Source organism: Arthrobacter sp. SW1 (assembly GCF_001766675.1).
Taxonomy (GTDB): Bacteria; Actinomycetota; Actinomycetes; order Actinomycetales; family Micrococcaceae; genus Arthrobacter.
Genome location: NZ_MJLT01000045.1, coordinates 346,134 through 370,373 on the forward strand (window position 1 = coordinate 346,134; position 24,240 = coordinate 370,373).

The window sequence follows — 24,240 nt, forward strand, 5'->3', positions numbered from 1 at the left end:
TGGAACAACAGTACTCCGCGGAATGTCTGAGACAATTGCATGGTGAACCGAGCATCCTTGGAAAAGCGTCCGGACGAAGTTGCGACGATGTTTGACGATGTCGCCCCCAAATACGATGTCGTGAACGATGTCCTCTCCATGGGGCAGACCCGGCGGTGGCGCCGCGTGGTGGTCGAAGCCATGGACGTCAAGCACGGCCAGCGGGTCCTGGACCTCGCCGCCGGAACCGGAACCTCCAGCGAACCGTATGCGGATGCCGGCGTTGACGTGGTGGCCTGCGATTTCTCCCTCGGGATGCTCAAGGTGGGCAAGCGCCGCCGCCCGGACATCAACTTCGTGGCCGGTGACGCCACCAACCTGCCGTTCGCGGACAACAGCTTCGACGCCACCACCATTTCCTTCGGCCTGCGCAACGTCAACGAACCGCACAAGGCGCTCCAGGAGATGCTGCGCGTCACCAAGCCGGGCGGCCGCCTGGTGATCGCCGAATTCTCGGCCCCGGTGGTTCCGCTCTGGCGCACCATGTACACCGAATACCTCATGCGCGCCCTCCCGGCGATCGCCACCAAGGTGTCCTCCAACCCGGATGCCTATGTGTACCTCGCCGAGTCCATCCGCGCCTGGCCGGACCAGGACCACCTGGCCGCGTGGCTGCAGGAAGCCGGCTGGCAGGACGTCACCTATCGGAACCTCAGCGGCGGAATCGTGGCCGTGCACCGCGCCTCCAAGCCTGCCAACGGGCACTCGGACAGCGTTCCCGTGGCCAAGCTGCGCCGCCAGCTCAAGCCGCGCAAGGCGTCCTAGCGCCCGGGCTTCCAGACCGTCCCTGCATTAACACCAAGGCTGTTGTGAACGTACTGATTGTTGGCGCCGGGCCCGCCGGGTCCACCGCCGCGTATTACCTTGCCCGCGCCGGCATCGCCGTGACCGTGCTGGAGAAGACCAGCTTCCCCCGGGAAAAGGTCTGCGGCGACGGCCTCACCCCGCGCGCTGTCCGCGAGATCCAGAAGCTCGGACTGCCGCATGCCGAAGCGGACGGTTGGCGCCGCAACAAGGGCCTGCGCCTGATTGCCGGCGGCCGCACCATCGAACTGCCCTGGCCCGAGGTCTCCGATTTCCCCACCTACGGGCTGATCCGTACCCGCCTGGGCTTCGACGAGGAACTGGCCCGGCACGCCCAGGCTGCCGGCGCCGTCGTGCTGGAACGCCACAGCGTCACCGAAGCGCTGCGCTCCGAGGACGGCCGGGTGATCGGCGCCCGGGCCGCGATCCTTGACGAGTCCGGACGCAAGACGGGCGAAACGCGCGACTTCCACGCCGACGTCGTACTCGCCGCGGACGGCAACTCCACCCGCACGGCTGTGTCCCTGGGCATGCACAAGCGCGACGACCGTCCGCTCGGCGTCGCCGTCCGCACCTACTTCACGTCCCCGCGCACGGATGACGAGTGGATGGAAGGCTGGCTGGAACTTCCGGGTAAGTCCGGCAAGCCGCTGCCCGGCTACGGCTGGGTGTTCGGAGTCGGCGACGGCACCTCCAACGTGGGCCTGGGCATCCTGAACTCCTCCAAGGAATTCGGCAAGCTGGATTACAAGCAGGTCCTGCGCGAATGGACCGCCGGCATGCCCGCCGAGTGGGGCTTCACCCCGGAGAACCAGGTGGGGGAGATCCGCGGCGCCGCACTGCCCATGGGCTTCAACCGCACCCCGCACTACTCGCCGGGGCTCCTGCTGCTGGGCGACGCCGGCGGCATGGTGTCCCCGTTCAACGGCGAGGGCATCTCCTACGCCATGGAGTCCGCGCGCTTCGCCGCGGAGTTCATCATTGACGCCTCTGCACGTCGCGCTGCTGCGGGGGAGTACGACGCCGACGCGCACCTCGCGCGGTACGCGGACTACGTGCGGGATGAGTGGGGATCGCACTTCACGCTCGGACGGGTCTTTGCCGCGCTGATCGGCAAGCCGGCCGTCATGAAGCTCGCGCTGCGGACCGGCATGCCCCTGCCGCTGCTGATGCGCTTCGTGGTGCGCCTGCTGGCCAACCTCACCGATTCCTCCGCCAAGGGCTTCGAAGACCGCATGATCCGGGTCCTCGAATCCTTGGTTCCCGCCACCTCCAATATGACGCCTTCCGCTTCCACCGCGCCCGCGACGCCGGGCGGCGGCACCGAATCAGCGGTTTCCGCTGCGAAAAGTTAGGGTTAACCCTGTGACTCACTCTGCCGAACACAGCTGGACGCATGCCGGGCACGGATTGCCCAGCACTGCGGAACCCGCTCCCAGCACCACAGCCATCGCCACGGGGCTCCAGCTTCCCGCGGGATTCGCCGCCATCGCCGCCGACGCCGAGCTGGGCCCGGCCATCACCACCAATCTTGCCCGTGTGGAAAAGAAGCTCCGCGAGGCCATCGCCAACTCTGATCCGCTGGCTGACGCAACGTCGCGTCATCTGGTGGAAGCCGGCGGCAAGCGCATCCGTCCGCTGCTGACCCTGCTGTGCGCGCACCTGGGTGACGCCTCGCGCGCCGAAGTGGTGCAGGCCGCCGTCGTCGTCGAATTGACGCACCTGGCCACGCTCTACCACGACGACGTCATGGACTCCGCGCCCTTCCGCCGTGGTGCGCCGACGGCGCACGAAGTGTGGGGCAACTCGGTGGCCATCCTTACCGGCGACCTCATCTTCGCCCGTGCCTCGATCCTGGTGTCCGAACTCGGTTCCCGCGCCCTGGGTATCCAGGCCCGGACCTTCGAGCGCCTGTGCCTGGGTCAGCTGCACGAAACCGTGGGCCCTCGCGAAGACGAAGATCCCGTGGCCCACTACCTTTCGGTGATCGCGGACAAGACGGGCTCCCTCGTGGCTGCCTCCGGCCAGCTCGGTGCCATCTTCGCCGGCGCGGATGAAGCCTTCGAGGACGTGCTGGTGGAATACGGCGAGAAGGTGGGCGTTGCCTTCCAGCTGGCCGACGACGTCATCGACGTCACGGGCGTCAAGGTCAAGTCCGGCAAGTCCCCGGGCACGGACCTGCGCGAAGGCGTGCCCACCCTGCCGGTGCTCCTGCTCCGCAAGGCCGCTGCCGCCGGCGACCAGTCCGCCGTCTCGCTGCTTGAACTGGTGGACGGCGACCTGTCCTCCGATGAGGCGCTGGCCGAGGCCGTTGCCGGGCTGCGCGAGCACCCCGTGACGGCGGAGTCCTGGGTCATCGCGCGCCAGTGGGCTGCCGAGGCCGTTGCCGCGCTGGCCCCGCTGCCCGAGGGCGTGGTGAAGGATTCGCTGACCAACTTTGCGCACGCCGTGGTGGAGCGCAGCAGCTAGTTTTCCTGGCTGAGGCGGGCGTCCGGTCCCTTGGTGGGCCGGGCGCCTGTTTTTGTTTTGCGGGATTTGGCCGGGTGGCAGCGCGGATGGCAGCGAATTGCCGGCTTAAACGGAATGACCCCGGCTCCGAGCAACGCTACGAGTCAAAGCGCTGCGCGAAACCGGGGTCACAATCTCCGTTCGCATCAGACCCACCGGAGGCATTTAGTGAATCCGAGAAACAGCATATGACAGTTTTGTCATAGATGCAACTGTGGTGGTCAACTCTCATTTACTGGGTCGAAATGGCGTCGGCCAGGCCTACGGCGAGCGGCGCTCCTGACCTGCTATGGCTTGCTTGACCGCCGAAATCCGCCGGAATTGCCAGGACCTGCCGTGAAACAAGGTCAGGAAGGCAGCCTGAGTTGTCCACATACGGCACTTTCGGGCCCCGCCGTGCTTTATCCGGGTGCTGAAGTCGGTGCATGGATCTTGTTCAATTCGTAAACAGCCGCGGTGGCGTCGTCAGGACCGCTCAACTTCGAAAAGCGGGATACGGCCGTTCCGTGCAGAAAAAGGCTGTTGAAAGCGGCGCGATAGTTGTGCTTCGCAGGGGTGTGTATGCGGCGGGAACTCTGGACGCTGCCATCCTGGCTGCCGTGCTGGCCAATGCGAGGCTGACGTGCACTTCCGCAGCAATGACCTACAGGCTCTGGCAGCTACCGAAGCCCGCGAACGGCGAAGCGAAGTTCCTTCACCTGAGTTGTGGCAATGGCATCCCCAAAGCCATGGTCGTGGATCATGCTCCGTGCCTGCACCCCGCCCACCCTTATCTTCCGGTGGCGGGCCTTGCCGATGTGCTTCTCCGTGCGCTCCGCTGCCTGCCGGAACTGGAAGCACTTGTCATGGTGCAGTCGGCGGTTGGCCAGGGCGCCATCACCGTGGATTTCCTGCGGCGGAAGCTGCCAGGCAACCGGAACAGCGCGGCACAGAGCGTTGCTGGACCTGGTGATTCCGAGGGCGGATTCCCTGCTGGAGGTCCGCCCTGAGGGCCGGGTTGTTGCCTTTGAGGTTTTACTACGACGACGTCGTCCACCACCCGGAGCGCATGGTGGCCCAGGTGCTTGAGGTACTTGAACTCCAGCGGCGGGGAGCTTTCGCGTCTTAGTCCTCGTCGCTGAAGGCCCAGTCGAACATGTCGAAGACGAACTCGGAGAACGTTCCGTCTTCGCTCTTCCACTGTCCGCGGGCGTTGTTGCGGCGCCACACGATGGGGTCCGGCACGCTGAGGTCGGCTACCCGGAAGCCCCAGGTGAAGCGTTCCTCTTCGTCTTCGAGGAACATGAGGAAGCCTTCGTCATCCACTTCGAGTTCCTCGGGGTCCCAGAAGTAGTGGTAGGCCTCCATGAGGTCTTCGCAGCCGCCCAGCGCCAGGTAGAACTCGCGCAGCACCAGCGGGATGGTGAAGCTGTGGGCGGACAGGGCCTCGTCCAGCTCGGCGGCGCTAAGGCCGTCCTCTTCCTGCCATTCGTCCTCGAGATACTTCGGAACAAGCGCGCGGAACTTCTCGAGGAACATGTCAGTCATGGCTTCCATCCTAGCCAATCAGGAGCGGCCGAATTTCTTCCGCTGCCGGACCCTGACCTTGGTGCCGTGGGGTGTCCGGTACCAGCCGCGCACGGCCAGCGGGACCCGCCAGCCGTAGTGCCAGGCGGCCACCCGGAAGAGGAAGACGCCGCCGGCCACGAAGGCTGCCGTGGTGCCGTTGAAGTTGCCGCTGTGCCACAGCCATGCGGTCAGGGCGGCGCCCATGAAGGCGGGCAGGGCGTAGAGGTCGCGGTCGTTGAAAAGGGACGGCACCTCGTTGGCGGTGATGTCCCGCAGCACGCCGCCGCCCACTGCCGTCGTCACGCCCAGCAGCACCGCGGCCACCGGGTTCATGCCGGCCACGAGCGCCTTCAGTGTTCCGGTGATGCAGAACAGGGCGAGCCCGCCGGCGTCGAACAGGGTGAGCAGGGAGGTGAAGCGCTGGACGCTGAAGAACAGGAAGTACACCAGCGCGGCGGCCAGCAGCGGTGGCAGCACGTACACGGGGTTGCTAAATGCGGCGGGCACGCCGGTGCCGATGATGATGTCCCGGATGACGCCGCCGCCCAGCGCCACGAGGCTGGCCAGCATGATCGAACCGATGATGTCGAACTGTTTCCGGGCCGCCAGCAGCGAGCCCGATACGGCGAAGAAGAACACACCTGCCAGATCCAGCCATACCAGGGCCAGGTCGAAGCTGAACACGTGCGCGTCTCCTCGTCGTCGGGGTGGTGGTCATACTGGCGGGCAAGTACCGACTCAAGGTTACGCTGGGGGAATGAGCAACCCCGTCCTCATCGCCTGCGCCCACGGAACCCGCAACGCCGAAGGGCAGGCGGCCATCCGGCGCGTGCTCGCGGAGATCGCGGAAATGCGTCCGGGGCTGGAGGTCCTCGAAGCCTATGTGGATGTCCAGGAACCCGAGCTCGGCACTGTGGTGGCGGGACTGCCGGAGGGGGCGGCCGCCGTCGTCGTTCCGCTGCTGCTGGGGACCGGCTACCACGTGAAGGTGGACATCCCCAAGGCCATCAAGGACCGCCCGGAGGTCACCGCGGCACCGCCGCTGGGCCCGGATCCGCGGCTCGCGGAGCTGCTCGCCGAACGCCTTCGCGAGGCGGGACTGAAGGACGACGACGGCGTGCTGCTGGCCGCCGCTGGCTCATCACTGCCGGACGGCTCGGTGGATTCGGAGGAGCAGGCGCGCCTGCTCGCCGAACTGCTGCCGAACCCGGTGCGCGTCGCCTACGGTGCCAGCGCCGAACCCAACGTGCCCGACGGCGTCGCGGCCCTCCGCGCTGAACTCACCGGTGCCGAACTCGCCGGTGCGGGGCGCGTGGTGGTCGCCTCCTACCTGCTCGCCACGGGTTACTTCCACGACCAGCTGTTCAAGGCGGAGGCGGATGTGGTCACGGCGCCGGTGCTGCCCTCGCCGGTGCTCGCGGAGATCGCGCTGGAACGGTACGACGCCGCCGTCGCGCTCCGTCCGTAAATCCCCGGTAAGGCAAGGCTTACAGCGGCTTCGTGACGAAATGTTTCCCTAGGTGACTTAGCGTTTCCGGTCCTTTGTGACGCAATTCCGGCCACACCTACAGTCGATGCATGACTGATACAGCTCTAGCCGGAGCGTCCGCGGACCAGGCTGCCCCGAAGCGCCCTGCCCGGCCGTCCCGACCTGCCGCCAAGCCCCACGGCCAGTGGAAGGTTGACGGCACCACGCCGCTCAACGCCAACGAAACCTGGAAGCAGGAAGACAACGGACTGAACGTCCGCGAGCGTATCGAGTCCGTTTACTCCAAAGAGGGCTTCGACGCGATCGATGGCACGGACCTGCACGGCCGCTTCCGTTGGTGGGGCCTCTACACCCAGCGCAAGCCCGGGATCGACGGCGGCAAGACCGCAACGCTCGAACCGCACGAGCTCGAAGACAAGTACTTCATGCTGCGCGTGCGCATCGACGGCGGTGCCCTCACCACCGAACAGCTGCGCGTCATCGGCGAAATCTCGGTGGAGTTCGCCCGCGACTCCGCGGACCTGACCGACCGCCAGAACGTCCAGCTGCACTGGATCCGCGTGGAAGACGTCCCGGAAATCTGGCGCCGCCTCGAAGCCGTGGGCCTGTCCACCACTGAAGCCTGCGGCGACGTTCCCCGCGTCATCCTCGGCTCTCCGGTGGCCGGCATCGCCAAGGACGAGATCATCGATCCCACGCCGCTGATCCACGAACTCTCCGAGCGCTTCATCGGCGATCCGGAACTGGCCAACCTGCCGCGCAAGTACAAGACCGCCATCACCGGCCACCCGTCCCAGGACGTGGTGCACGAGATCAACGACTTCGCCCTGGTGGGCGTGGTGCACCCCGAACTCGGCGCCGGCTACGACCTCTGGGTGGGTGGCGGCCTGTCCACCAACCCGCGCCTCGCCGAGCGTCTCGGCGTCTTTGTTTCCCCGGACGTTGCCGCCGAAGTGTGGCTGGGCGTCACCAGCATCTTCCGCGACTACGGCTACCGCCGCATGCGCACCAAGGCCCGCCTGAAGTTCCTCATGAACGACTGGGGCCCGGCCAAGTTCCGCCAGGTGCTTGAAGACGAATACCTCGGCTTCAAGCTTCCGGACGGCCCCGCCGCGCCGAAGCCTTCCACCCCGGGCGACCACGTGGGCATCCACGAGCAGAAGGACGGCAAGTTCTTCATCGGCGTCACGCCCACCGTGGGCCGGGTCTCGGGTTCCATCCTGGTGAAGCTCGCCGACACCCTGGAAGCCCGCGGCTCGCAGCGCCTGCGCACCACGCCGCACCAGAAGCTCGTGGTGCTGGACGTGGACAAGCAGCAGGTGGAGCCGCTCGTGGCCGAACTGGACGCACTGGGCCTGTCCGCCCGCCCGTCGGTGTTCCGCCGCGGCACCATCGCCTGCACCGGCATCGAGTTCTGCAAGCTGGCCATCGTGGAAACCAAGGCCACGGCCGCCACCGCGATCGCCGAGCTGGAGCGCCGCCTGGCGGACCTCGTGGAGAGCAAGCAGCTGCCGCAGGCACTGTCCCTGCACATCAACGGCTGCCCCAACTCCTGCGCCCGCATCCAGACGGCGGACATCGGCTTGAAGGGCATGATGCTGCCGACCCCCGACGGCGATCCCGCCCCGGGCTTCCAGGTTCACCTGGGCGGCGGGCTGGCGAACAACGACCGCGCCGAGGCGGGCCTCGGCCGCACGGTCCGCGGCCTGAAGGTCACCGCCGAGGACCTGCCCGACTACGTGGAGCGTGTGGTCCGCAAGTTCGTGGCCGTCGGCGCCGAGGGCCAGACCTTCGCCGAGTGGGCACACTCTGCCGATGAGGGGGATCTCCAGTGACAGTAGCTACCAAGCGCACGGTCGAAGACCTCAAGGCGCTGGCCGCTGCCGGTGCCGAGGAGCTCGGCTGGAACGCCAAGGCAGAGGACGTCATCGCCTGGGTGGCCCGGAACTTCGAACTGCCCGCCGTCGCCGTGGCCTGCTCCATGGCCGACGCCGTGCTGCCGGCACTGGTCGCGGACCAGCTTCCCGGCGTCGAGGTCCTCTTCCTGGAGACCGGCTACCACTTCCCGGAAACCTACGCGACCCGTGACGAGGTGGCCGCGAACCTGCGCGTGAACGTGGTGGACGTCCTCCCGGAGAACACCGTGGAACAGCAAGACCGGCTCCTGGGCAAGGACCTCTTTGCCCGCGACGCCGCCCAGTGCTGCTCCCTCCGCAAGGTCCAGCCGCTGCGCCGCTCCCTGGCCGGCTACGAAGTATGGTTCACCGGCGTCCGCCGCGACGAAGCCCCCACCCGGACCAACACCCCGGTGGTCACGTGGGACGAGTCCTTCGGCCTGGTCAAGGTGAACCCGATGGTCGACTGGACCTTCGACGAACTGGTCCAGTACTCCGAAGACAACATCCTTCCCGTCAACCCCCTCCTGAGCCAGGGCTACCCGTCCATCGGATGCCAGCCCTGCACCCGCAAGGTGGCCCCGGGCGAAGACCCCCGTGCCGGCCGCTGGGCAGGATCCGACAAGACAGAATGCGGACTACACACATGAGCACTCAAACAAGCAACGAGGAACTGGAGCTGTCTGTGCTGGAGAACGACATCGCCGAGACGCCGTCTGCCGCCCAGGGAGTGGCATCGGGCCTGTCGGAGCCGCGCGCTGGGCTGATCGAAGATCAGCCGCGCGGCGAAGGGGCGGGGGCGGCAGGCGGCGTTTCGGGCCGTTTGAGCTCCTTGGACACGCTCGAGTCCGAGGCCATCCACATCATCCGTGAGGTTGTTGCCGAGTTCGAGCGTCCCGCGCTGCTGTTCTCCGGCGGCAAGGACTCCGTGGTCATGCTGCACCTGGCCACCAAGGCCTTCTGGCCGGGCAAGGTGCCGTTCCCGGTGCTGCACGTGGACACCGGCCACAACTTCCCCGAGGTCATCGACTTCCGCGACCGCACGGTGGAGCGCCTGGGACTGAAGCTCGTGGTGGGCTCCGTGCAGGAGTTCATCGACCGCGGCGAGCTCGCCGAGCGCGCCGATGGAACCCGCAACCCGCTGCAGACCGTGCCGCTGCTGGACGCCATCCAGCGCAACAAGTTCGACGCCGTCTTCGGCGGCGGCCGCCGCGACGAGGACAAGGCCCGCGCCAAGGAGCGCATCCTGTCCCTGCGCGACGAATTCGGCCAGTGGGACCCGCGCAACCAGCGCCCCGAGCTGTGGAACCTGTACAACGGCCGCCACACCGTGGGCCAGCACGTCCGCGCGTTCCCCATCAGCAACTGGACCGAGCTGGACGTGTGGCGTTACATCGAGCGCGAAGGCATCGAGCTGCCCAGCCTCTACTACGCCCACGAACGCGAAGTTTTCGCCCGTGATGGCATGTGGCGCGCAGTCGGCGAGGTCTCCCAGCCGCTGCCGCACGAGGAAGTCATCACCAAGCTGGTGCGCTACCGCACCGTGGGGGACATGTCCTGCACCGGCGCCGTCGAATCCGACGCGCGCACCGTGGCCGACGTCGTTGTCGAAGTCGCCGCCTCCACCCTCACCGAACGTGGCGCCACCCGCGCAGATGACCGCATCTCCGAGGCCGCCATGGAAGACCGCAAGAAGGATGGCTACTTCTAATGATTTCGACAGGCTCAATCACCGGGGCGACAGGCTCAATCACCGGGGCGACAGGCTCAATCAACGAGAACCTGCGCGAATCCACCCTGTTCCGTTTCGCCACCGCCGGATCGGTCGACGACGGCAAGTCCACCCTGGTGGGCCGCCTCCTGCACGACTCCAAGGCGATCCTCGCGGACCAGCTCGACGCCGTCGCCCGCACCTCCGCGGATCGTGGCTTCGGCGGGGAAAAGGGCGGCATCGACCTCGCCCTCCTGACCGACGGCCTGCGCGCCGAGCGCGAACAGGGCATCACCATCGACGTCGCGTACCGCTACTTCGCCACGGACCGCCGCAGCTTCATCCTGGCCGACTGCCCGGGCCACGTGCAGTACACCAAGAACACGGTGACCGGCGCGTCCACCGCGGATGCCGTCGTCGTGCTCATCGACGCCCGCAAGGGGGTCCTGGAGCAGACCCGCCGCCACCTGTCCGTGCTGCAGCTGCTGCGCGTCGCCCACGTGATCGTGGCCGTGAACAAGATCGACCTGGTCGATTTCAGCGAGGATGTCTTCCGCGCCATTGAGGCCGATGTGCAGCAGGTGGCGCGCGAGCTTGGGATCGGCACTGATGAATCAAATGCTGGCGGCGGCACCGATATCTTGGTCATCCCGGTGTCCGCGCTCGACGGCGACAACGTGGTGGACCGCTCCGACCGCACCCCCTGGTATAGCGGCCCCGCCCTGCTGGAGGTCCTGGAGACGCTTCCGGCCGCCGATGAGCTGGAAAGCCACCTGGAAAGCTTCCGTTTCCCCGTGCAGCTGGTCATCCGTCCGCAGGGTGCCTTGGCGCCGGATGCCGTGGCCGGCGGGCTCGACGTCGAAGCGTACCGGGATTACCGCGCGTACGCCGGGCAGATCACCGAAGGTTCGGTGAAGGTGGGCGACCAGGTCACCGTGCTGAGCCCGGGCCACGAACCCCGGAACACGACCATCACCGGCATCGATTTCGCAGGCAAGGAACTGCAGGAGGCTGCGGCCCCGCAGTCGGTGGCCATCCGCCTGGCCGAGGAGATCGACATTGCCCGCGGCGACACCATTGCCGCCGCCGGAACTGTCGCGGACAGCACCGCGGACCTGTATGCCTCCCTGTGCTGGCTGTCCCCGAAGCCGCTCCGCGAAGGCGCCAAGGTGCTGGTCAAGCACGGTACCCGTACCGTCCAGGCCCTGGTCCGCAACGTCAGCGGCAAGCTGGACCTCGGCACCTTCAAGGTGGAAGAAGCCTCCACCCTGGAGCTGAACGACATCGGCCACGCCCAGCTGCGCCTCGCCGCGCCGCTGCCGGTGGAGAACTACCTCCGCCACCGCCGCACGGGCGCGTTCCTGGTGATCGATCCGCTGGACGGCAACACCCTTGCCGCGGGCCTGGTCAAGGACCACCCGGGCGACCACGAGGACGAGCGCTACGTCATCTGAGGTTTATGCGCCTTGAAAGGTGCCGCTCATAGACCGCAGCCCGTTTGCGGAACCGGAACCACAAGGCTCCGGAATCGCGGACGGGCTGCGGTTTTTTGTTCCTTGACGCCCAGACATCGGATGTTTATGCTCGTGCTGAGCTGCGTGGAATCGACGCGGTGAACTGACGCAGTGACATGCCGATCCAGCGGGGAGCCGAATGCAGGACAACGACGCCCGGAAGGCCCGCCCGCTCAGGCTGGGCGCCAACTACACCCCCAGTCGCGGCTGGTTCCACAGCTGGCAGGACTTCGACGCCGACGAGGTCCGCCGCGACCTCGAATCCATCGCAAAGCTCGGGCTGGACCACATCCGGGTCTTCCCGCTCTGGCCCGAACTGCAGCCGTCCCGCAGCCTGATCCGCCGCAAGACCGTGGAGGACGTGGGCACGGTGGTGGACGTGGCCGCCGAGTTCGGGCTGGATGCGAGCGTGGACGTGCTGCAGGGGCACTTGTCCAGCTTCGACTTCCTGCCGGCCTGGCTGCATAGCTGGCACCGCCGCAACATGTTCACGGATCCGGACGTCGTGGCCGCGGAAGCTGAACTGCTGCGGGCCCTGGCCGCGGAACTCTCCGGCCGGTCCAACGCCCTGGGCCTCACCATCGGCAACGAAACCAACCAGTTCGCCGCACCGTGGCACCCGGACCCGCACCGGCTCTCCAGCGAAGAAGCCGGCAGCTGGCTCGGCACCCTCCTGGGCGCCGCGAAAGAGGCCTGGCCCGCAGGAACCCACCAGCATTCCTTCGATGACTCGGCGCTCTTCAAGGAGGACATGCCGTTCACGCCGCGGCACGCGGCCACCCTTGGTGACCTCAGCACCGTGCATTCCTGGGTGTTCGGCGGCGCAGGGGCAGCGCTACGGCGAACGGCACCCCGCGCTGGTCCATTTCGCCGACTACCTGGTGCAGTTCGTCACGGCCTTCGCCGCGGATCCGGCCCGCCCCGTCTGGGTCCAGGAAGTCGGCGCACCCGCCCCGTGGGTCGCCGCCGGGGACGCCGCGGACTTCGCCACCGCCACGGTGCGCCACCTCGCAGGCAATCCGAACCTCTGGGGCATCACCTGGTGGTGCTCGCACGATGTCAGCCGGGACCTTGCCGATTTCCCCGAGCTTGAATACTCGCTCGGCCTGCTGGACAGCAGCCGCAAGCCCAAGCCCGCCGGGCTGGCCCTGGCCGGACTCATCGGCGAGCTGCGCAGCTCACCACCTGCCGCCGTCGTGCCGGGCAGTTCAGTACACAAAACCGCCATGGTCATAGCGCTCGACGACGAACACAGCACCGCGGGCCGCAGCCGTTACGGCGTCACGGGGGAGTTCTTCGACGCATGGCTGCAGGCCGCCGTCGACGGTGAACCGCCCGCGCTGGTGCTGGAAAGCCGCGCCACGGACCCCGCCTACCTCGCCGCCCGCGGCATCACCAGCCTCATCGGCAGCCCCCTCCGAAAGTGAGTCCCATGCATTCCCTCAAGGCCACCCCCGAGCAGCTCGCCTGGCAAGCAGACCGCATGGGCGTCTTCTTCCATTTCGGCATCAACACCTTCCACGGCAAGGAATGGAGCGACGGCACCCTTCCTGCGCAGTCCTTCAACCCCACGGAACTCGACGCCGAACAGTGGGTCCGCACCGCGAAAGAAGCCGGCGCGAAGTACGTGGTGCTCACCACCAAGCACCACGACGGTTTCTGCCTGTGGCCCACCGCGCTCACGGAGTACTCGGTGGCGTCGTCGCCGTGGAAGGACGGCAAGGGCGATGTGGTGGCGGAGGTCGCCGCGGCATGCCGGAAGCTCGGCGTGAAGCTGGGCCTCTACCTGTCGCCGTGGGACCGGAACGCGGAGTGCTACGCCGATTCGAAGGCGTACGACGAGTTCTACCTTGGCCAGTTGCGGGAACTGTGCAGCAACTACGGGCAGCTCCACGAGCTCTGGTTCGACGGCGCCGGCTCCGAAGGCCACGAATACGACTGGGCACGGATCGCGGCCCTCATCGAAGAACTGCAGCCCGGTGCCATGGTCTTCAACATGGGCCGCCCCACCATCCGCTGGGTGGGCAACGAGGACGGCCTGGCCGCGGATCCCGTGGAGTACGTGGTGGAGCAGACGGATTTCTCCAACTACACCGTGGTGACCACCAAACTTGAAGAGGCCCTGTACCTGCCTCCCGAATGCGATGTCTCCATCCGCCCCGGCTGGTTCTGGCACGCGGACCAGGAGCCCAAGACCCTGGAGCACCTGCTGGCCATCTACTACCGTTCGGTGGGCCTGGGCGCGAATCTCCTCCTCAACCTGCCGCCGGACACCCGCGGCCTGCTCCCGGAGGAGGACGTGCGGCGCGTGCGGGAATTCGGCGCCGAGGTCACCCGCCGCTTCGGCTCGCCGTTGCCGGCTGCCGTGCGAGAGCTGGGGAAGGGGCGCTGGGAATTGGACTTCGGTGAGCCTGTCACGATCGACCACCTCCTGCTCGCCGAAGACCTCTCCGACGGCCAACGCGTGCGCGGCCACCGTGTCCTGTCCGACGACGGCCTGCTTGCCGCCGGGAAAACCATCGGCTCCCAGCGCATCCACGCCTTCCCGGCCGCCACAGTGCAGCGGCTCACCGTGGAGCTGGAAGCCGTCGACGGCGCCCGGCTGGCCGCCGTCGACGGCTTCCGGACCGGTGCCGAAAGCATCCCGGAGGTCGCCTACTTGGCGCCCACCGACTACCCGGAAGATCACTGAACCGGCACCCGTATGTGACGCTGCATGAAGTTGCGTGACCCCCGGTTTCCATGCCGTTGAACGGCAAACAGGCCAGTCCCTACTGTGAATCCATGACCACGATGGACTGGTCCTTGCCTGCCCTTTACGGGCGATGTTGCGGGACCTGATTTTTCAGCCCCAACCCGCACCATCTTCAAAGGAAACCTCCCATGTCACAGACCCCTGAGTCTTCGCAGCCATCAAGCGGCACCGTCCGCATCGTCGCCGGACAGAACCCCAAGCCCAAGGCCGGCCGCGGCCTCAAGGTCGGCATCGCCGTCGGACTCGCCCTGCTGATCGGCGCGGGCGCGGCCGTCGCCTCCGTCGTTGCGGGCAACGGCAACGCGGCACCGGCCGCGGCCCCGTCACCCGCCACCGAACTCAAGCTCGGCTACTTCGGCAACGTCACGCACGCTCCCGCACTGGTGGGCGTCAGCAAGGGCCTGATCGCCAAGGAACTGGGCAGCACCAAGCTCAGCACCCAGACCTTCAACGCGGGCCCCGCCGCGATCGAAGCCCTCAACGCCGGCGCCATCGACGCCACGTACATCGGGCCCAACCCGGCCATCAACTCCTTCGTCAAGAGCAACGGCGAATCCATCCGCATCATCGCGGGCGCAGCAGCCGGCGGTGCACAGTTGGTGGTCAAGCCGGGAATCAACTCCGCGGCGGACCTCAAGGGCAAGACCCTCGCCTCCCCGCAGCTCGGCGGCACGCAGGACGTCGCCCTCCGGGCTTGGCTGCTGAAGCAGGGCTACAAGACCTCCACGGACGGCAGCGGCGACGTCAACATCAACCCCACGGAGAACGCCCAGTCCCTGAAGCTCTTCCAGGACGGAAAGATCGACGGCGCGTGGGTACCCGAGCCCTGGGCCTCCCGCCTGGTGCTCCAGGCCGGCGGCAAGGTGCTGGTGGACGAGAAGGAGCTGTGGGAAAAGGGCGAGTTCGTCACCACCGTGCTGATCGTGAACAAGAAATTCGCCACCGAGCACCCGGAGACCGTCAAGGCACTCCTGAAGGGCCATGTTGAATCCGTGAAGTGGCTGAACTCCGCGCCGGCCGATGAAAAGGCCTCCGTGATCAATGCGGCGCTCAAGGACAGCGCCGGCAAGCCGCTGGCCGCGGACGTGATCGCCCGCTCCCTGAAGAACATCACGTACACCACCGACCCCCTGGCCGGCACGTACAAGAAGCTCCTGCAGGACGGCGTGGACGCCGGAACCACCAAGCAGGCGGACATCAACGGGATCTTCGACCTCCGCGGCCTCAACGAGGTCACCGGGACGAAGACCTCGGCAGCCGGCCTTGGTGCGGACTGACACCACGACCGACCACGTTGCCGGCCCGGGCACACCGCCCGGGCCGGCAACACCAGCAAACAGCAAGCAACGCAAAGGACGGGACCATGCCAGTCGTACTGGAACATCTGGGTAAACGCTTCGGCGACGGCGCCCCGGTGCTGGACGACGTCAACGCCACCATCGCGAAGGGCGAGTTCGTCGCGCTCCTCGGTGCCTCCGGCTGCGGCAAGTCCACCTTGCTGAACATCCTCGCCGGACTGGAACAGCCGACGTCGGGCGCCCTGGAAGTGCCGGCCGACGGCGCCGCCTTCATGTTCCAGGACTCCGCCCTCTTCCCGTGGCTGACCGCCCGGGCCAACATCGAACTTGCCCTGCAGCTGGCCGACAAGAACGCCGGCAAGCGCAGCAGCAAGGCCGAGCGCAGCGCCCGCGCCACCGAGCTGCTGGAGCTGGTGCACCTGGGCGGGGCCGGGGACAAGCGCCCCCACGAACTCTCAGGCGGCATGCGCCAGCGCGTGGCACTGGCGCGTTCGCTGGCGCAGGACCGGCAGCTGCTCCTCATGGACGAACCCTTCGCCGCGCTGGACGCCATCACCCGCGACCTCCTGCACGATGAACTGGAACGGATCTGGAAGGAAACCGGCCGGACCATCGTGTTCGTGACGCACAATGTGCGCGAAGCCGTGCGCCTGGGCCAGCGCGTCCTGCTGCTGTCCTCCCGCCCGGGCCGTGTGGTGGCCGAATGGGACGTCACCGAAGAACACCGTACCGACGCGGGCCGGGCCGGGGAACTGACCGCGACCATTACCCGCCGCCTGCGCGAGGAGATCCGCCGCCATGCCAACTGAACAGGACGTCCGCCCCGTGACTGATCCCAACGTCGAAACCGGTCACATCACCTCGCCCGTCCTCAAGGGCAATCCCGAGGACTTGCGCGACCTCGAAGCCGGCCTGGACAAGCTCCAGTCCGACACGCAGCGCAAGGCCGGCATCGATTGGAGCCGCGTGCTGCTGCCGGTCGCGGCCTTGGTGGTGCTGATCCTCGTGTGGCAGTTCTACGTGTCCCTCGGCGTGAAGCGCCGCGACCTGGTCCCCGGACCGCTCGACGTCCTCGGCCAAATGGGCGTGCTCTGGTCCGAAGGCAAGGTCCAGGAATCGGTATGGACCTCGCTGCAGCGCGGCGTATTCGGCTTCCTCATCAGCGTGGTGATCGCGACGCCGGTAGGCCTGCTGCTGGCGCAGACCGCGCCGTTGCGCCGTGCCTTCGGCCCGCTGATTTCCGGCCTCCAGGTGCTGCCGTCCGTGGCGTGGGTTCCGGCCGCCATCATCTGGTTCGGCCTCAGCGACGCCACCGTGTACTTCGTGGTGTTCATGGGCGCCATTCCGTCCATCATCAACGGGCTCATCTCCGGCGTGGACCAGATCCCGCCGCAGTACCGCAGCGTGGGCAAGGTCCTGGGCGCCAACCGGCTCCAGATGGCGTTGCAGATCATCCTTCCGGCGGCGCTGCCCGGCTACATCGGCGGCCTCAAGCAGGGTTGGGCCTTCTCCTGGCGCTCCCTCATGGCGGCCGAAATCATCGCCACCGGCGGCACCATCGGCTTCGGCCTGGGCTCGCTGCTTGACCAAGGCCGGCTCCTCTCGGACATGGCCACCGTGATGTCCGCCATCCTGTTCATCCTTGCCGTGGGCATCCTCATCGAGCTGCTGGTCTTCGGACCCATCGAGAAGCGGCTCCTGCAGCGCCGCGGCCTGCTGGCCGGCGGAACGCGCTGAGCGCCTCCTAACGCAACACCAGGGCATCGCAACATCAGGGCCCGACGGCGACCTCCCGCCGTCGGGCTTTTGCGTTTCCTTGGGCGGTTCTTCCGGTGGTTCGGCCGCCAAATCGATGGTTCCCTTCGAAAACGATGACGCGCACCATCGTTCCTGTAGCGAAACATCGATTCCGGGGAAACCCCGGGCCACCCGTGGCAGGAATTCCCCGGCCCGCACGCGCGTTGACGCGGACATGACTCCGCACCCGCAGCGCATCGGCTTCCTCTCCTTCGGACATTGGGGCCGTGCCCAGGGCTCCAGGGTGCAGACGGCCCGCGACGCGCTGCTGCAGGGCATCGAGTTGGCGGTGGCAGCGGAGGAGATCGGGATCGACGGTGCCTTCTTCCGCGTCCACCATTTCGCCCGGCAGCAGGCCGCGCCCTTCCCCCTGCTCTCGGCCATCGCGGCCCGGACCAGCCGGATCGAGATGGGCACCGGCGTCATCGACATGCGCTACGAGAACCCTCTGTACATGGCAGAAGAAGCGGCGGCCACGGACCTGATCAGCGGCGGCCGGCTGCAACTGGGCATCAGCCGTGGCTCACCCGAACCGGCCCTCAACGGAGCCGCAGCCTTCGGCTATGAGCCCGGCGACGGCGAAGACCCGGCAGCCATGGCGCGTCGGCACACCGAACTGTTCCGGCACGCCATCGCGGGCCGCGGCGTCGCGCAGGCAGACCCCGCCTACGCCGGCGGCGGTACCGGGCTCCTGCCCATCCAGCCCACCGCGCCCGGCTTGCCTGAACGCATCTGGTGGGGTGCCGGCACCCGGAAGACCGCCGTCTGGGCCGCGGAGCAGGGCATGAACCTCATGAGCTCCACCCTGCTGACCGAGGACACGGGCGTGCCCTTCGACCAGCTGCAGGCCGAACAGATCCGCCTCTACCGGGAGGCCTGGGCCGGTGCGGGCCATGGCTTCGAGCCGCGGGTTTCCGTCAGCCGCAGCGTCATTCCCGTGGTGGACGACGAGGACCGGCACTACTTCGGACTCCGTGCCCAAGTGGACGGCCGCGACCAGGTGGGCGTGCTGGATGGCGCGCTGTCCCGTTTCGGCCGGAGCTACATCGGCGAACCGGATGTCATCGCCGAGGAACTCGCCAAGGATGAGGCAGTGCAGGCGGCGGACACCCTGATGCTCACCGTGCCGAACCAGCTCGGCGTCGACTACAACGCCAAGTTGCTGGCCAACGTCGCGGAGCACATCGCCCCGGCACTGGGATGGACGCCCAAGGCCTGAACGCCACCCGGCGGTCAGGCCGGGACCGCTGATTTGGCCGGCGGGCCACATTCGCGGTCCTTTTCTTGTGCTGTCCGGACAACATGCGCGCATCGAAGGCTCGGTAATGTTTCTGGCTGTGCGCGTGCACGGAGCCACCCGGAACCTTCAATGGCGAAGGTCTCCCGGCCTGAAAATCAATGTGAGAGGAAGCGGCAGCTTCGTTGAAAGCCCTGGACCCCGACGACGACGGCGTCGTCACCCTGCTGAGCGACATCCTTGAGGACCTGGGCGTGGACAACGCGCGGCTGCTGCTGGCGCCGGCGGCGGACAACCGGACCGTACTCGAAACGCTGATCGTCGACGCCGAAGATGAAGCCGAAGTGCCTCCCGGCACCTTGGTGCTGCTCATCGGAGCCCGTGGCCGGGCCGCGCTGCCCGCGATACGGCGGATCGCCGCCCACCGGCCCGCGGCAGTGGCCATCAAAGGCAATGAGCACGACCTTGAAGCGGTGGCTGAAGTCCTGCAGCCCACGGGCGTGGGGCTGGTGGCGGTGGCGCCGGGCCTGCGCTGGGACAAGTTGGAGGGCGTTGCCCTGGACCGCGTCCGCGAACCCGGGATGCCGGCGGAAGGCACCGGCGCTGTTCACCGGGACCTTTTCGCGATCGCCCAGACCACGGCCACGCTGACCAACGGACACGTGGTGATCGAAGACCCGGCCAACAGGGTCCTGGCCTATTCACCGGCGTCCAACGACGTTGATGAGCTCCGCCGGCTTTCCATCCTGGCAAGGCGGGGACCGGAGCGGTACCAGAAGCTCCTCAAGGAATCGGGAGTGTACAAGCACCTCCAGGCCGCCGAGGTACCGGTCCACGTGGAAGCCAACCCGGAAGCCGGACTCCGTGAACGCGTGGCCATCGGCATCCACGCCGGAAGCCGCGTCCTGGGTTACATCTGGCTGCAGGAAGGCGCCGGCCCACTGGCTCCCAACACCGACCGGCTCATGATCGGGGCGGCACGGCACGCGGCGATCGAGCTGGCGCGCCACCGCAATGAACAGGCCCAATCGATGCGCGAAGACCGTGTATCCGGCCTGTTGAGCGGCACGGCCCAGGTACATTCGCAGGCCCAGGCCGCGGGCATCGACCCGGCCAGGCCTGCGGCGCTGGTCCTGGTGTCCGCCGGCGGGCTGGACCAGAGCCCCGCCGGCCTTCAGCTCCGCAGGGGAGAGCTGTCCAACCTGGCCTCCATCCACGCGGCTGCATATCGGCCTGGAGCAATAGTGGGGGCGCTCGGCACGGAGACGGCCATCATCCTGCCGGACCTCGACCCGGCAAAGTCGCTTCCGGCCATCAACCGCCTGGTCAACGTGATCGTGCGGGACGCCACCACGCACCTGCATTTCCAGGTCCAGGCGGCCGTCGGGCCGATCGTTCCGCGGCTGGACTCCCTGCACACCACCTTGGGGCACGTCCGGGGTGTCCTGAAGGTCATGGAAGCAAGGCCTTCTCTCCGGGTGGCCTCCTACAGCGACGTGGAAACGACCGTCCTGAGCAATGAATTGATGGAGCTGCTGGAGGCCAGGACATCCCTGCGGCACGAGGGAATCGCCACCCTCTGCACGCGGTACCCGGAGTTCGCGCTGACGCTGTTGAGCTACCTGGACTTCTTCGGCGACGTAAACCGCTGCGCGGAAGAGCTCGCCGTCCACCGCAACACCGTCCATTACCGTCTCCGGCGGGCATGCGAGGTGGCGGGCCTTGACCTGCAGTCCGCGGACGAGCGCCTTCTGGCCCACCTCCAAATCAAGCTGTGGAACCGCACCGGGAACAAGGGGTAACGCCGTGAACATGCAGAACCTCCTTGAGGACATTGCCGGCGCCGTGCAGTCGCAGCTCGGCCAGGGCCAGGTGGCTGACTACATCCCGCAGTTGGCCACCGTAGACCCGTACTGTTTCGGCATTTCCGTGGCCACCCGGGACGGGGAGGTCTACTCCGCCGGGGACGCCCGCACCGCCTTCTCCATCCAGAGCATCTCCAAGGTGTTTGCCCTCGCCCTGGTGCTGGCCCTCGACGGCGAAGACATTTGGAAGCGCGTCTTCCGCGAACCCTCCGGCAATCCCTTCAATTCCTTGATCCAGCTGGAAAGCGAAGGCGGCATTCCCCGGAATCCCTTCATCAACGCCGGGGCCATCGTGGTGACGGACAGGCTGCTCAGCATGACCGGCGACGCCGCCGGCGCCGTGCGCGGACTGATGCGGGAGGAGACCGGCAACGCGGGGATCGACGTGGACCCGCGCGTGGCCGGCTCCGAGCTCGGGAACAGCCACCGCAACGCGTCGCTGGCGCACTTCCTGGCAAGCTGCGGCAACCTGGAAAACCCGGTGGAGGACGTGCTCGACTCCTACGTGAAGCAGTGCGCGCTGGCCATGAGCTGCGAGGACCTGGCACTGGCCACCAGGTTCCTCGCCTCGAACGGCCTGCGGACGGACGGTACCCGCCTGCTGTCCCCGGCTCAGACCAAGAGGATCAACGCCGTGATGCTCACCTGCGGCACCTACGACGCCGCCGGCGAGTTCGCCTACCGCGTGGGCCTGCCGGGCAAGAGCGGCGTGGGCGGCGGCATTGTGGCGGTGGTTCCGGACAAGTGCGCCATCAGCGTGTGGAGCCCGGGGCTGGGCCGTTCCGGGAATTCCGTGGCCGGCGTTGCCGCGTTGGACGAGTTCACCACGCGCACGGGGTGGTCGGTCTTCTAGACGCAATGTGACGCCGGATTACCTCCCGTTAACCGGTGTTTCCGGGCCTTTGAAGCATGTTACGGCGCGGCCCTACAGTCTTTGCATGGCACTACAGGACATCTATCCCACGGCACTGCGCCTGCTCGGCCGCCCCGTGCTGGTGGTGGGCGGCGGCCCCGTTGCCGCGCGCCGCGCCAAGGGATTGCTCGACGCCGGGGCCGAGGTCACCGTCGTCGCACCAGTTGCCTCTCCCGCGCTCCGCGAACTCGCCGACGCCGGCCTGCTCGCCTGGGAGCAGCGGGACTACCGCTCGTCAGACGTCGACGGCGTGTGGTTCGTCCAGACCGCCACCGGCGTTTCGGAGGTGGACGCCCAGGTGGCCGCCGACGCCGAGGCGCAACGGATCTGGTGCGTCAACGCCTCCGACCACGAATCCTCCGCCGCCTGGACGCCCGCCGTCGCAGTTGTCGAGGACGTCAAGATTGCGGTGAACGCCGGGGGAGACCCGCGCCGCGCGATGGCGCTGCGCGACGCCGTCGCCACAGCCCTTGAAACGGGAGACCTCCCGCTGCGCCGGCACCGCCGGGTCTCGACAGGCTCGACCACCGGCTCGGTTGCCTTGGTGGGCGGCGGTCCCGGCGACACCGGGCTCATCACCGTCCGGGGCCGCCGGCTCCTGGCCCAGGCCGACGTCGTCGTGGCCGACCGCCTCGGCCCGCGCGAGCTGCTGAAGGACCTTGCACCGGACGTCCGCGTCATCGAAGTCGGCAAGACTCCTGGCCACCACCCCGTACCGCAGCTGGAGATCAACCGCATCCTCGTGGACGAGGCTCTGGCCGGAAACCGCGTGGTCCGGCTCAAAGGCGGCGACCCCTACGTGCTGGGACGCGGCGGCGAGGAAGCCGAATTCTGCCGGCAGAACGGCGTCGAGGTTGAAGTGGTTCCCGGCGTCACCTCCGCCATCTCGGTCCCGGCCGCGGCCGGGATCCCCGTGACGCACCGCGGACTGGCCAAGGGCTTCAGCGTGGTGACCGGCCACGAGGAGCTCGCCGAAGTCCCCGCCCGCCCGGACCACACTGTGATCCTGCTCATGGGCGTGGCGAAACTCCGCGGATCCGCGGCCGCCCTCGCGGCCGCCGGAATGCCTCTGGACACGCCGGTAGGTATCGTAGAGAACGGCTACATGCCCGAACAGCGCGTCACCATCGGCACCCTGGAAAGCATCGCGGACCAGGCGGAAGCCAGCGGTGTGGCCAATCCCGCAGTGGTGGTGATCGGCGACGTCGTGCGTGTCAGCCCGTACGCTCCCGAACATTTCAAGACCGCCGATTACAGCACTTTGACTCCCAACAAACCCCGGGCAGCAGCCCTCTAGCCCCTGCGCCAAACACAGCCCGCGCCGAAGAAAAGGAACACAGCCGTGTCATCAAGCACCACCGTAGGATCCATCGAGCGTCCGCTGCGCGTTGCCGTCATCGGCTCCGGCCCGGCCGGCGTCTACGCCGCGGACATCCTCACCAAGAGCGAAGCCGTCAAGAGCGGCGAGCTGAATGTCAGCATCGACCTCTTCGACCGTTACCCGGCACCCTACGGCCTGATCCGCTACGGCGTTGCCCCGGACCACCCCCGCATCAAGGGCATCGTCAACGCCCTGCACAAGGTCCTGGACCGCGGCGACATCCGCTTCTTCGGCAACGTGGACTACGGCACGGACCTCTCCATCGAGGACCTCCGCACGCACTACGACGCCGTCATCTTCGCCACCGGCGCCATCAAGGACGCGGACCTGAACATCCCCGGCATCGAACTCGAGGGCTCCTACGGCGGCGCCGACTTCGTCTCCTGGTACGACGGCCACCCGGACGTCCCCCGCGAATGGCCGCTGGAGGCCAAGGAAATCGCCGTGCTCGGCAACGGCAACGTGGCCCTGGACGTGGCCCGTGTCCTCTCCAAGCACGCCGACGACCTCCTGGTTACCGAAATTCCGGACAACGTCTACGCCGGCCTGAAGAACTCCCCGGTCACCGACGTGCACGTCTTCGGCCGCCGCGGCCCGGCCCAGGTGAAGTTCACCCCGCTGGAACTGCGCGAACTGTCCCACTCCAAGGACGTGGACATCATCCTCTACGCCGAGGACTTCGAGTTCGACGAAGCTTCGGACGAGGCCATCCAGACGAACAACCAGGTCAAGACCATGGTGGGCACCCTCACCAACTGGATCGCCGAACAGCCCGAGGACCTCTCCGAGCTCAAGGCCTCCCGCCGCCTGCACCTGCACTTCCTGCACAGCCCGGTGGAAATCGTGGACTCCGCCGAGGCCCCCGGCAAGGTGGCAGGCATCAAGTTCGAACGCACCGAACTGGACGGCACCGGCAACGCCCGCGGCACCGGCGAATTCATCGACTACCCGGTCCAGGCCGTCTACCGCGCCATCGGCTACTTCGGTTCGGCCCTGCCGGACGTCGAGTTCGACCACAAGAAGGGCGTCATCACCAACGACGGCGGCCGCGTGCTGGACGCTTCCGGCGAGCACGTTCCCGGTCTGTACGCCACCGGCTGGATCAAGCGCGGCCCTGTCGGCCTGATCGGCCACACCAAGGGCGACGCGCTCGAGACCGTCACCTACCTCCTGGAAGACCGCGAAAACCTGCCGTTCGCCGCCGTTCCGGAAGCGGACGCCGTCGTCGAACTGCTTGAGGCCCGCGGCGTGAAGTACACCAGCTGGGAAGGCTGGCTGGCACTGGACGCCCACGAGCTCGCGCTCGGCGCGGCAGCCACGGAGGCCGGCACCTCGCACGGCGTCGAGGTCGCCCGTGAGCGCATCAAGGTTGTCTCCCGCGAAGAGATGGTGGCCATCTCCCGCGACGGCGTCGCCGCGAACGTCTAACCCCAAAAGACAACGCGGGGTCACTTACGGCCCATTCCGGTGCTCCGGATGGGCCGTA

General features: G+C 67.5%; 22 protein-coding genes. 20 read left to right on the top strand and 2 right to left on the bottom strand.

Annotated elements, in window-relative coordinates; translation table 11 throughout:
* Positions 1-42: 42 nt before the first annotated feature.
* From BIU82_RS14960 to BIU82_RS14975, 4 genes are all read left to right on the top strand, one after another.
* A complete protein-coding gene (locus BIU82_RS14960; protein WP_083292384.1) occupies positions 43-804 on the top strand; it encodes a demethylmenaquinone methyltransferase in 762 nt (253 codons plus the stop codon).
* Positions 805-848: 44 nt separating this feature from the next.
* Complete coding sequence (locus tag BIU82_RS14965) at positions 849-2,198, top strand: geranylgeranyl reductase family protein (RefSeq protein ID WP_139146632.1); 1,350 nt, start codon at positions 849-851, stop codon at positions 2,196-2,198.
* Positions 2,199-2,208: 10 nt separating this feature from the next.
* Entirely contained in the window at positions 2,209-3,312 is a 1,104-nt protein-coding gene (locus BIU82_RS14970; protein WP_070350433.1) for a polyprenyl synthetase family protein, read from the top strand.
* Between the two features lie 464 nt (positions 3,313-3,776).
* The gene (locus tag BIU82_RS14975; protein ID WP_253182796.1) at positions 3,777-4,340 is read left to right on the top strand and encodes a type IV toxin-antitoxin system AbiEi family antitoxin domain-containing protein; all 564 of its coding nucleotides are present in this window, start codon (positions 3,777-3,779) and stop codon (positions 4,338-4,340) included.
* 115 nt (positions 4,341-4,455) lie between these two features.
* On the opposite strand, the gene BIU82_RS14980 is transcribed toward BIU82_RS14975, so the two are convergent.
* Together BIU82_RS14980 and BIU82_RS14985 are read right to left on the bottom strand one after the other, a co-directional pair.
* A complete protein-coding gene (locus BIU82_RS14980) occupies positions 4,456-4,878 on the bottom strand; it encodes a hypothetical protein (RefSeq protein ID WP_070350434.1) in 423 nt (140 codons plus the stop codon).
* An 18-nt stretch (positions 4,879-4,896) separates the two neighbouring features.
* Positions 4,897-5,583, bottom strand: a complete 687-nt coding sequence (locus BIU82_RS14985; RefSeq protein WP_070350232.1) for a trimeric intracellular cation channel family protein — start codon at positions 5,581-5,583, stop codon at positions 4,897-4,899.
* A gap of 73 nt (positions 5,584-5,656) precedes the next feature.
* Here BIU82_RS14985 and BIU82_RS14990 point away from each other — a divergent pair, with 73 nt between their 5' ends.
* From BIU82_RS14990 to BIU82_RS15060, 16 genes are all read left to right on the top strand, one after another.
* Positions 5,657-6,367, top strand: a complete 711-nt coding sequence (locus BIU82_RS14990) for a sirohydrochlorin chelatase (RefSeq protein ID WP_070350233.1) — start codon at positions 5,657-5,659, stop codon at positions 6,365-6,367.
* Between the two features lie 110 nt (positions 6,368-6,477).
* A complete protein-coding gene (locus tag BIU82_RS14995) occupies positions 6,478-8,223 on the top strand; it encodes a nitrite/sulfite reductase (RefSeq protein ID WP_070350234.1) in 1,746 nt (581 codons plus the stop codon).
* Entirely contained in the window at positions 8,220-8,933 is a 714-nt protein-coding gene (locus BIU82_RS15000; RefSeq protein WP_070350235.1) for a phosphoadenylyl-sulfate reductase, read from the top strand. The genes BIU82_RS14995 and BIU82_RS15000 overlap by 4 nt, the downstream gene beginning before the upstream one ends.
* Positions 8,930-9,994, top strand: a complete 1,065-nt coding sequence (gene cysD / locus BIU82_RS15005; RefSeq protein ID WP_253182797.1) for a sulfate adenylyltransferase subunit CysD — start codon at positions 8,930-8,932, stop codon at positions 9,992-9,994. The genes BIU82_RS15000 and cysD overlap by 4 nt, the downstream gene beginning before the upstream one ends.
* Positions 9,994-11,448, top strand: a complete 1,455-nt coding sequence (locus BIU82_RS15010) for a GTP-binding protein (RefSeq protein ID WP_253182798.1) — start codon at positions 9,994-9,996, stop codon at positions 11,446-11,448. Before cysD ends, BIU82_RS15010 begins: the two co-directional genes overlap by 1 nt.
* Before the next feature lie 199 nt (positions 11,449-11,647).
* Positions 11,648-12,601 (top strand): hypothetical protein, encoded by a 954-nt coding sequence (locus BIU82_RS15015; RefSeq protein ID WP_216099029.1) that lies wholly within the window; start codon positions 11,648-11,650, stop codon positions 12,599-12,601.
* On the top strand, positions 12,507-12,935 hold the full coding sequence (locus tag BIU82_RS20060) for a hypothetical protein (RefSeq protein ID WP_216099030.1): 429 nt from the start codon (positions 12,507-12,509) through the stop codon (positions 12,933-12,935). Before BIU82_RS15015 ends, BIU82_RS20060 begins: the two co-directional genes overlap by 95 nt.
* Positions 12,936-12,940: 5 nt before the next feature.
* Positions 12,941-14,200: an alpha-L-fucosidase gene (locus BIU82_RS15020; RefSeq protein ID WP_070350236.1), complete on the top strand. Its 1,260-nt coding sequence runs from the start codon at positions 12,941-12,943 to the stop codon at positions 14,198-14,200.
* A gap of 191 nt (positions 14,201-14,391) precedes the next feature.
* Positions 14,392-15,540, top strand: coding sequence for an ABC transporter substrate-binding protein (locus tag BIU82_RS15025; RefSeq protein ID WP_070350237.1), 1,149 nt, complete (start codon positions 14,392-14,394; stop codon positions 15,538-15,540).
* A gap of 86 nt (positions 15,541-15,626) precedes the next feature.
* The gene (locus BIU82_RS15030) at positions 15,627-16,370 is read left to right on the top strand and encodes an ABC transporter ATP-binding protein (RefSeq protein ID WP_070350238.1); all 744 of its coding nucleotides are present in this window, start codon (positions 15,627-15,629) and stop codon (positions 16,368-16,370) included.
* The gene (locus BIU82_RS15035) at positions 16,360-17,298 is read left to right on the top strand and encodes an ABC transporter permease (protein WP_070350239.1); all 939 of its coding nucleotides are present in this window, start codon (positions 16,360-16,362) and stop codon (positions 17,296-17,298) included. The genes BIU82_RS15030 and BIU82_RS15035 overlap by 11 nt, the downstream gene beginning before the upstream one ends.
* Before the next feature lie 235 nt (positions 17,299-17,533).
* A complete protein-coding gene (locus tag BIU82_RS15040) occupies positions 17,534-18,577 on the top strand; it encodes an LLM class flavin-dependent oxidoreductase (protein ID WP_070350240.1) in 1,044 nt (347 codons plus the stop codon).
* A 203-nt stretch (positions 18,578-18,780) separates the two neighbouring features.
* The gene (locus BIU82_RS15045) at positions 18,781-20,397 is read left to right on the top strand and encodes a helix-turn-helix domain-containing protein (protein WP_070350241.1); all 1,617 of its coding nucleotides are present in this window, start codon (positions 18,781-18,783) and stop codon (positions 20,395-20,397) included.
* Between the two features lie 4 nt (positions 20,398-20,401).
* A complete protein-coding gene (locus BIU82_RS15050) occupies positions 20,402-21,313 on the top strand; it encodes a glutaminase (protein WP_070350242.1) in 912 nt (303 codons plus the stop codon).
* A gap of 85 nt (positions 21,314-21,398) precedes the next feature.
* Positions 21,399-22,670: a uroporphyrinogen-III C-methyltransferase gene (cobA, locus tag BIU82_RS15055; protein ID WP_070350243.1), complete on the top strand. Its 1,272-nt coding sequence runs from the start codon at positions 21,399-21,401 to the stop codon at positions 22,668-22,670.
* Between the two features lie 45 nt (positions 22,671-22,715).
* Entirely contained in the window at positions 22,716-24,182 is a 1,467-nt protein-coding gene (locus BIU82_RS15060; RefSeq protein ID WP_070350244.1) for an FAD-dependent oxidoreductase, read from the top strand.
* Positions 24,183-24,240 lie beyond the last annotated feature (58 nt).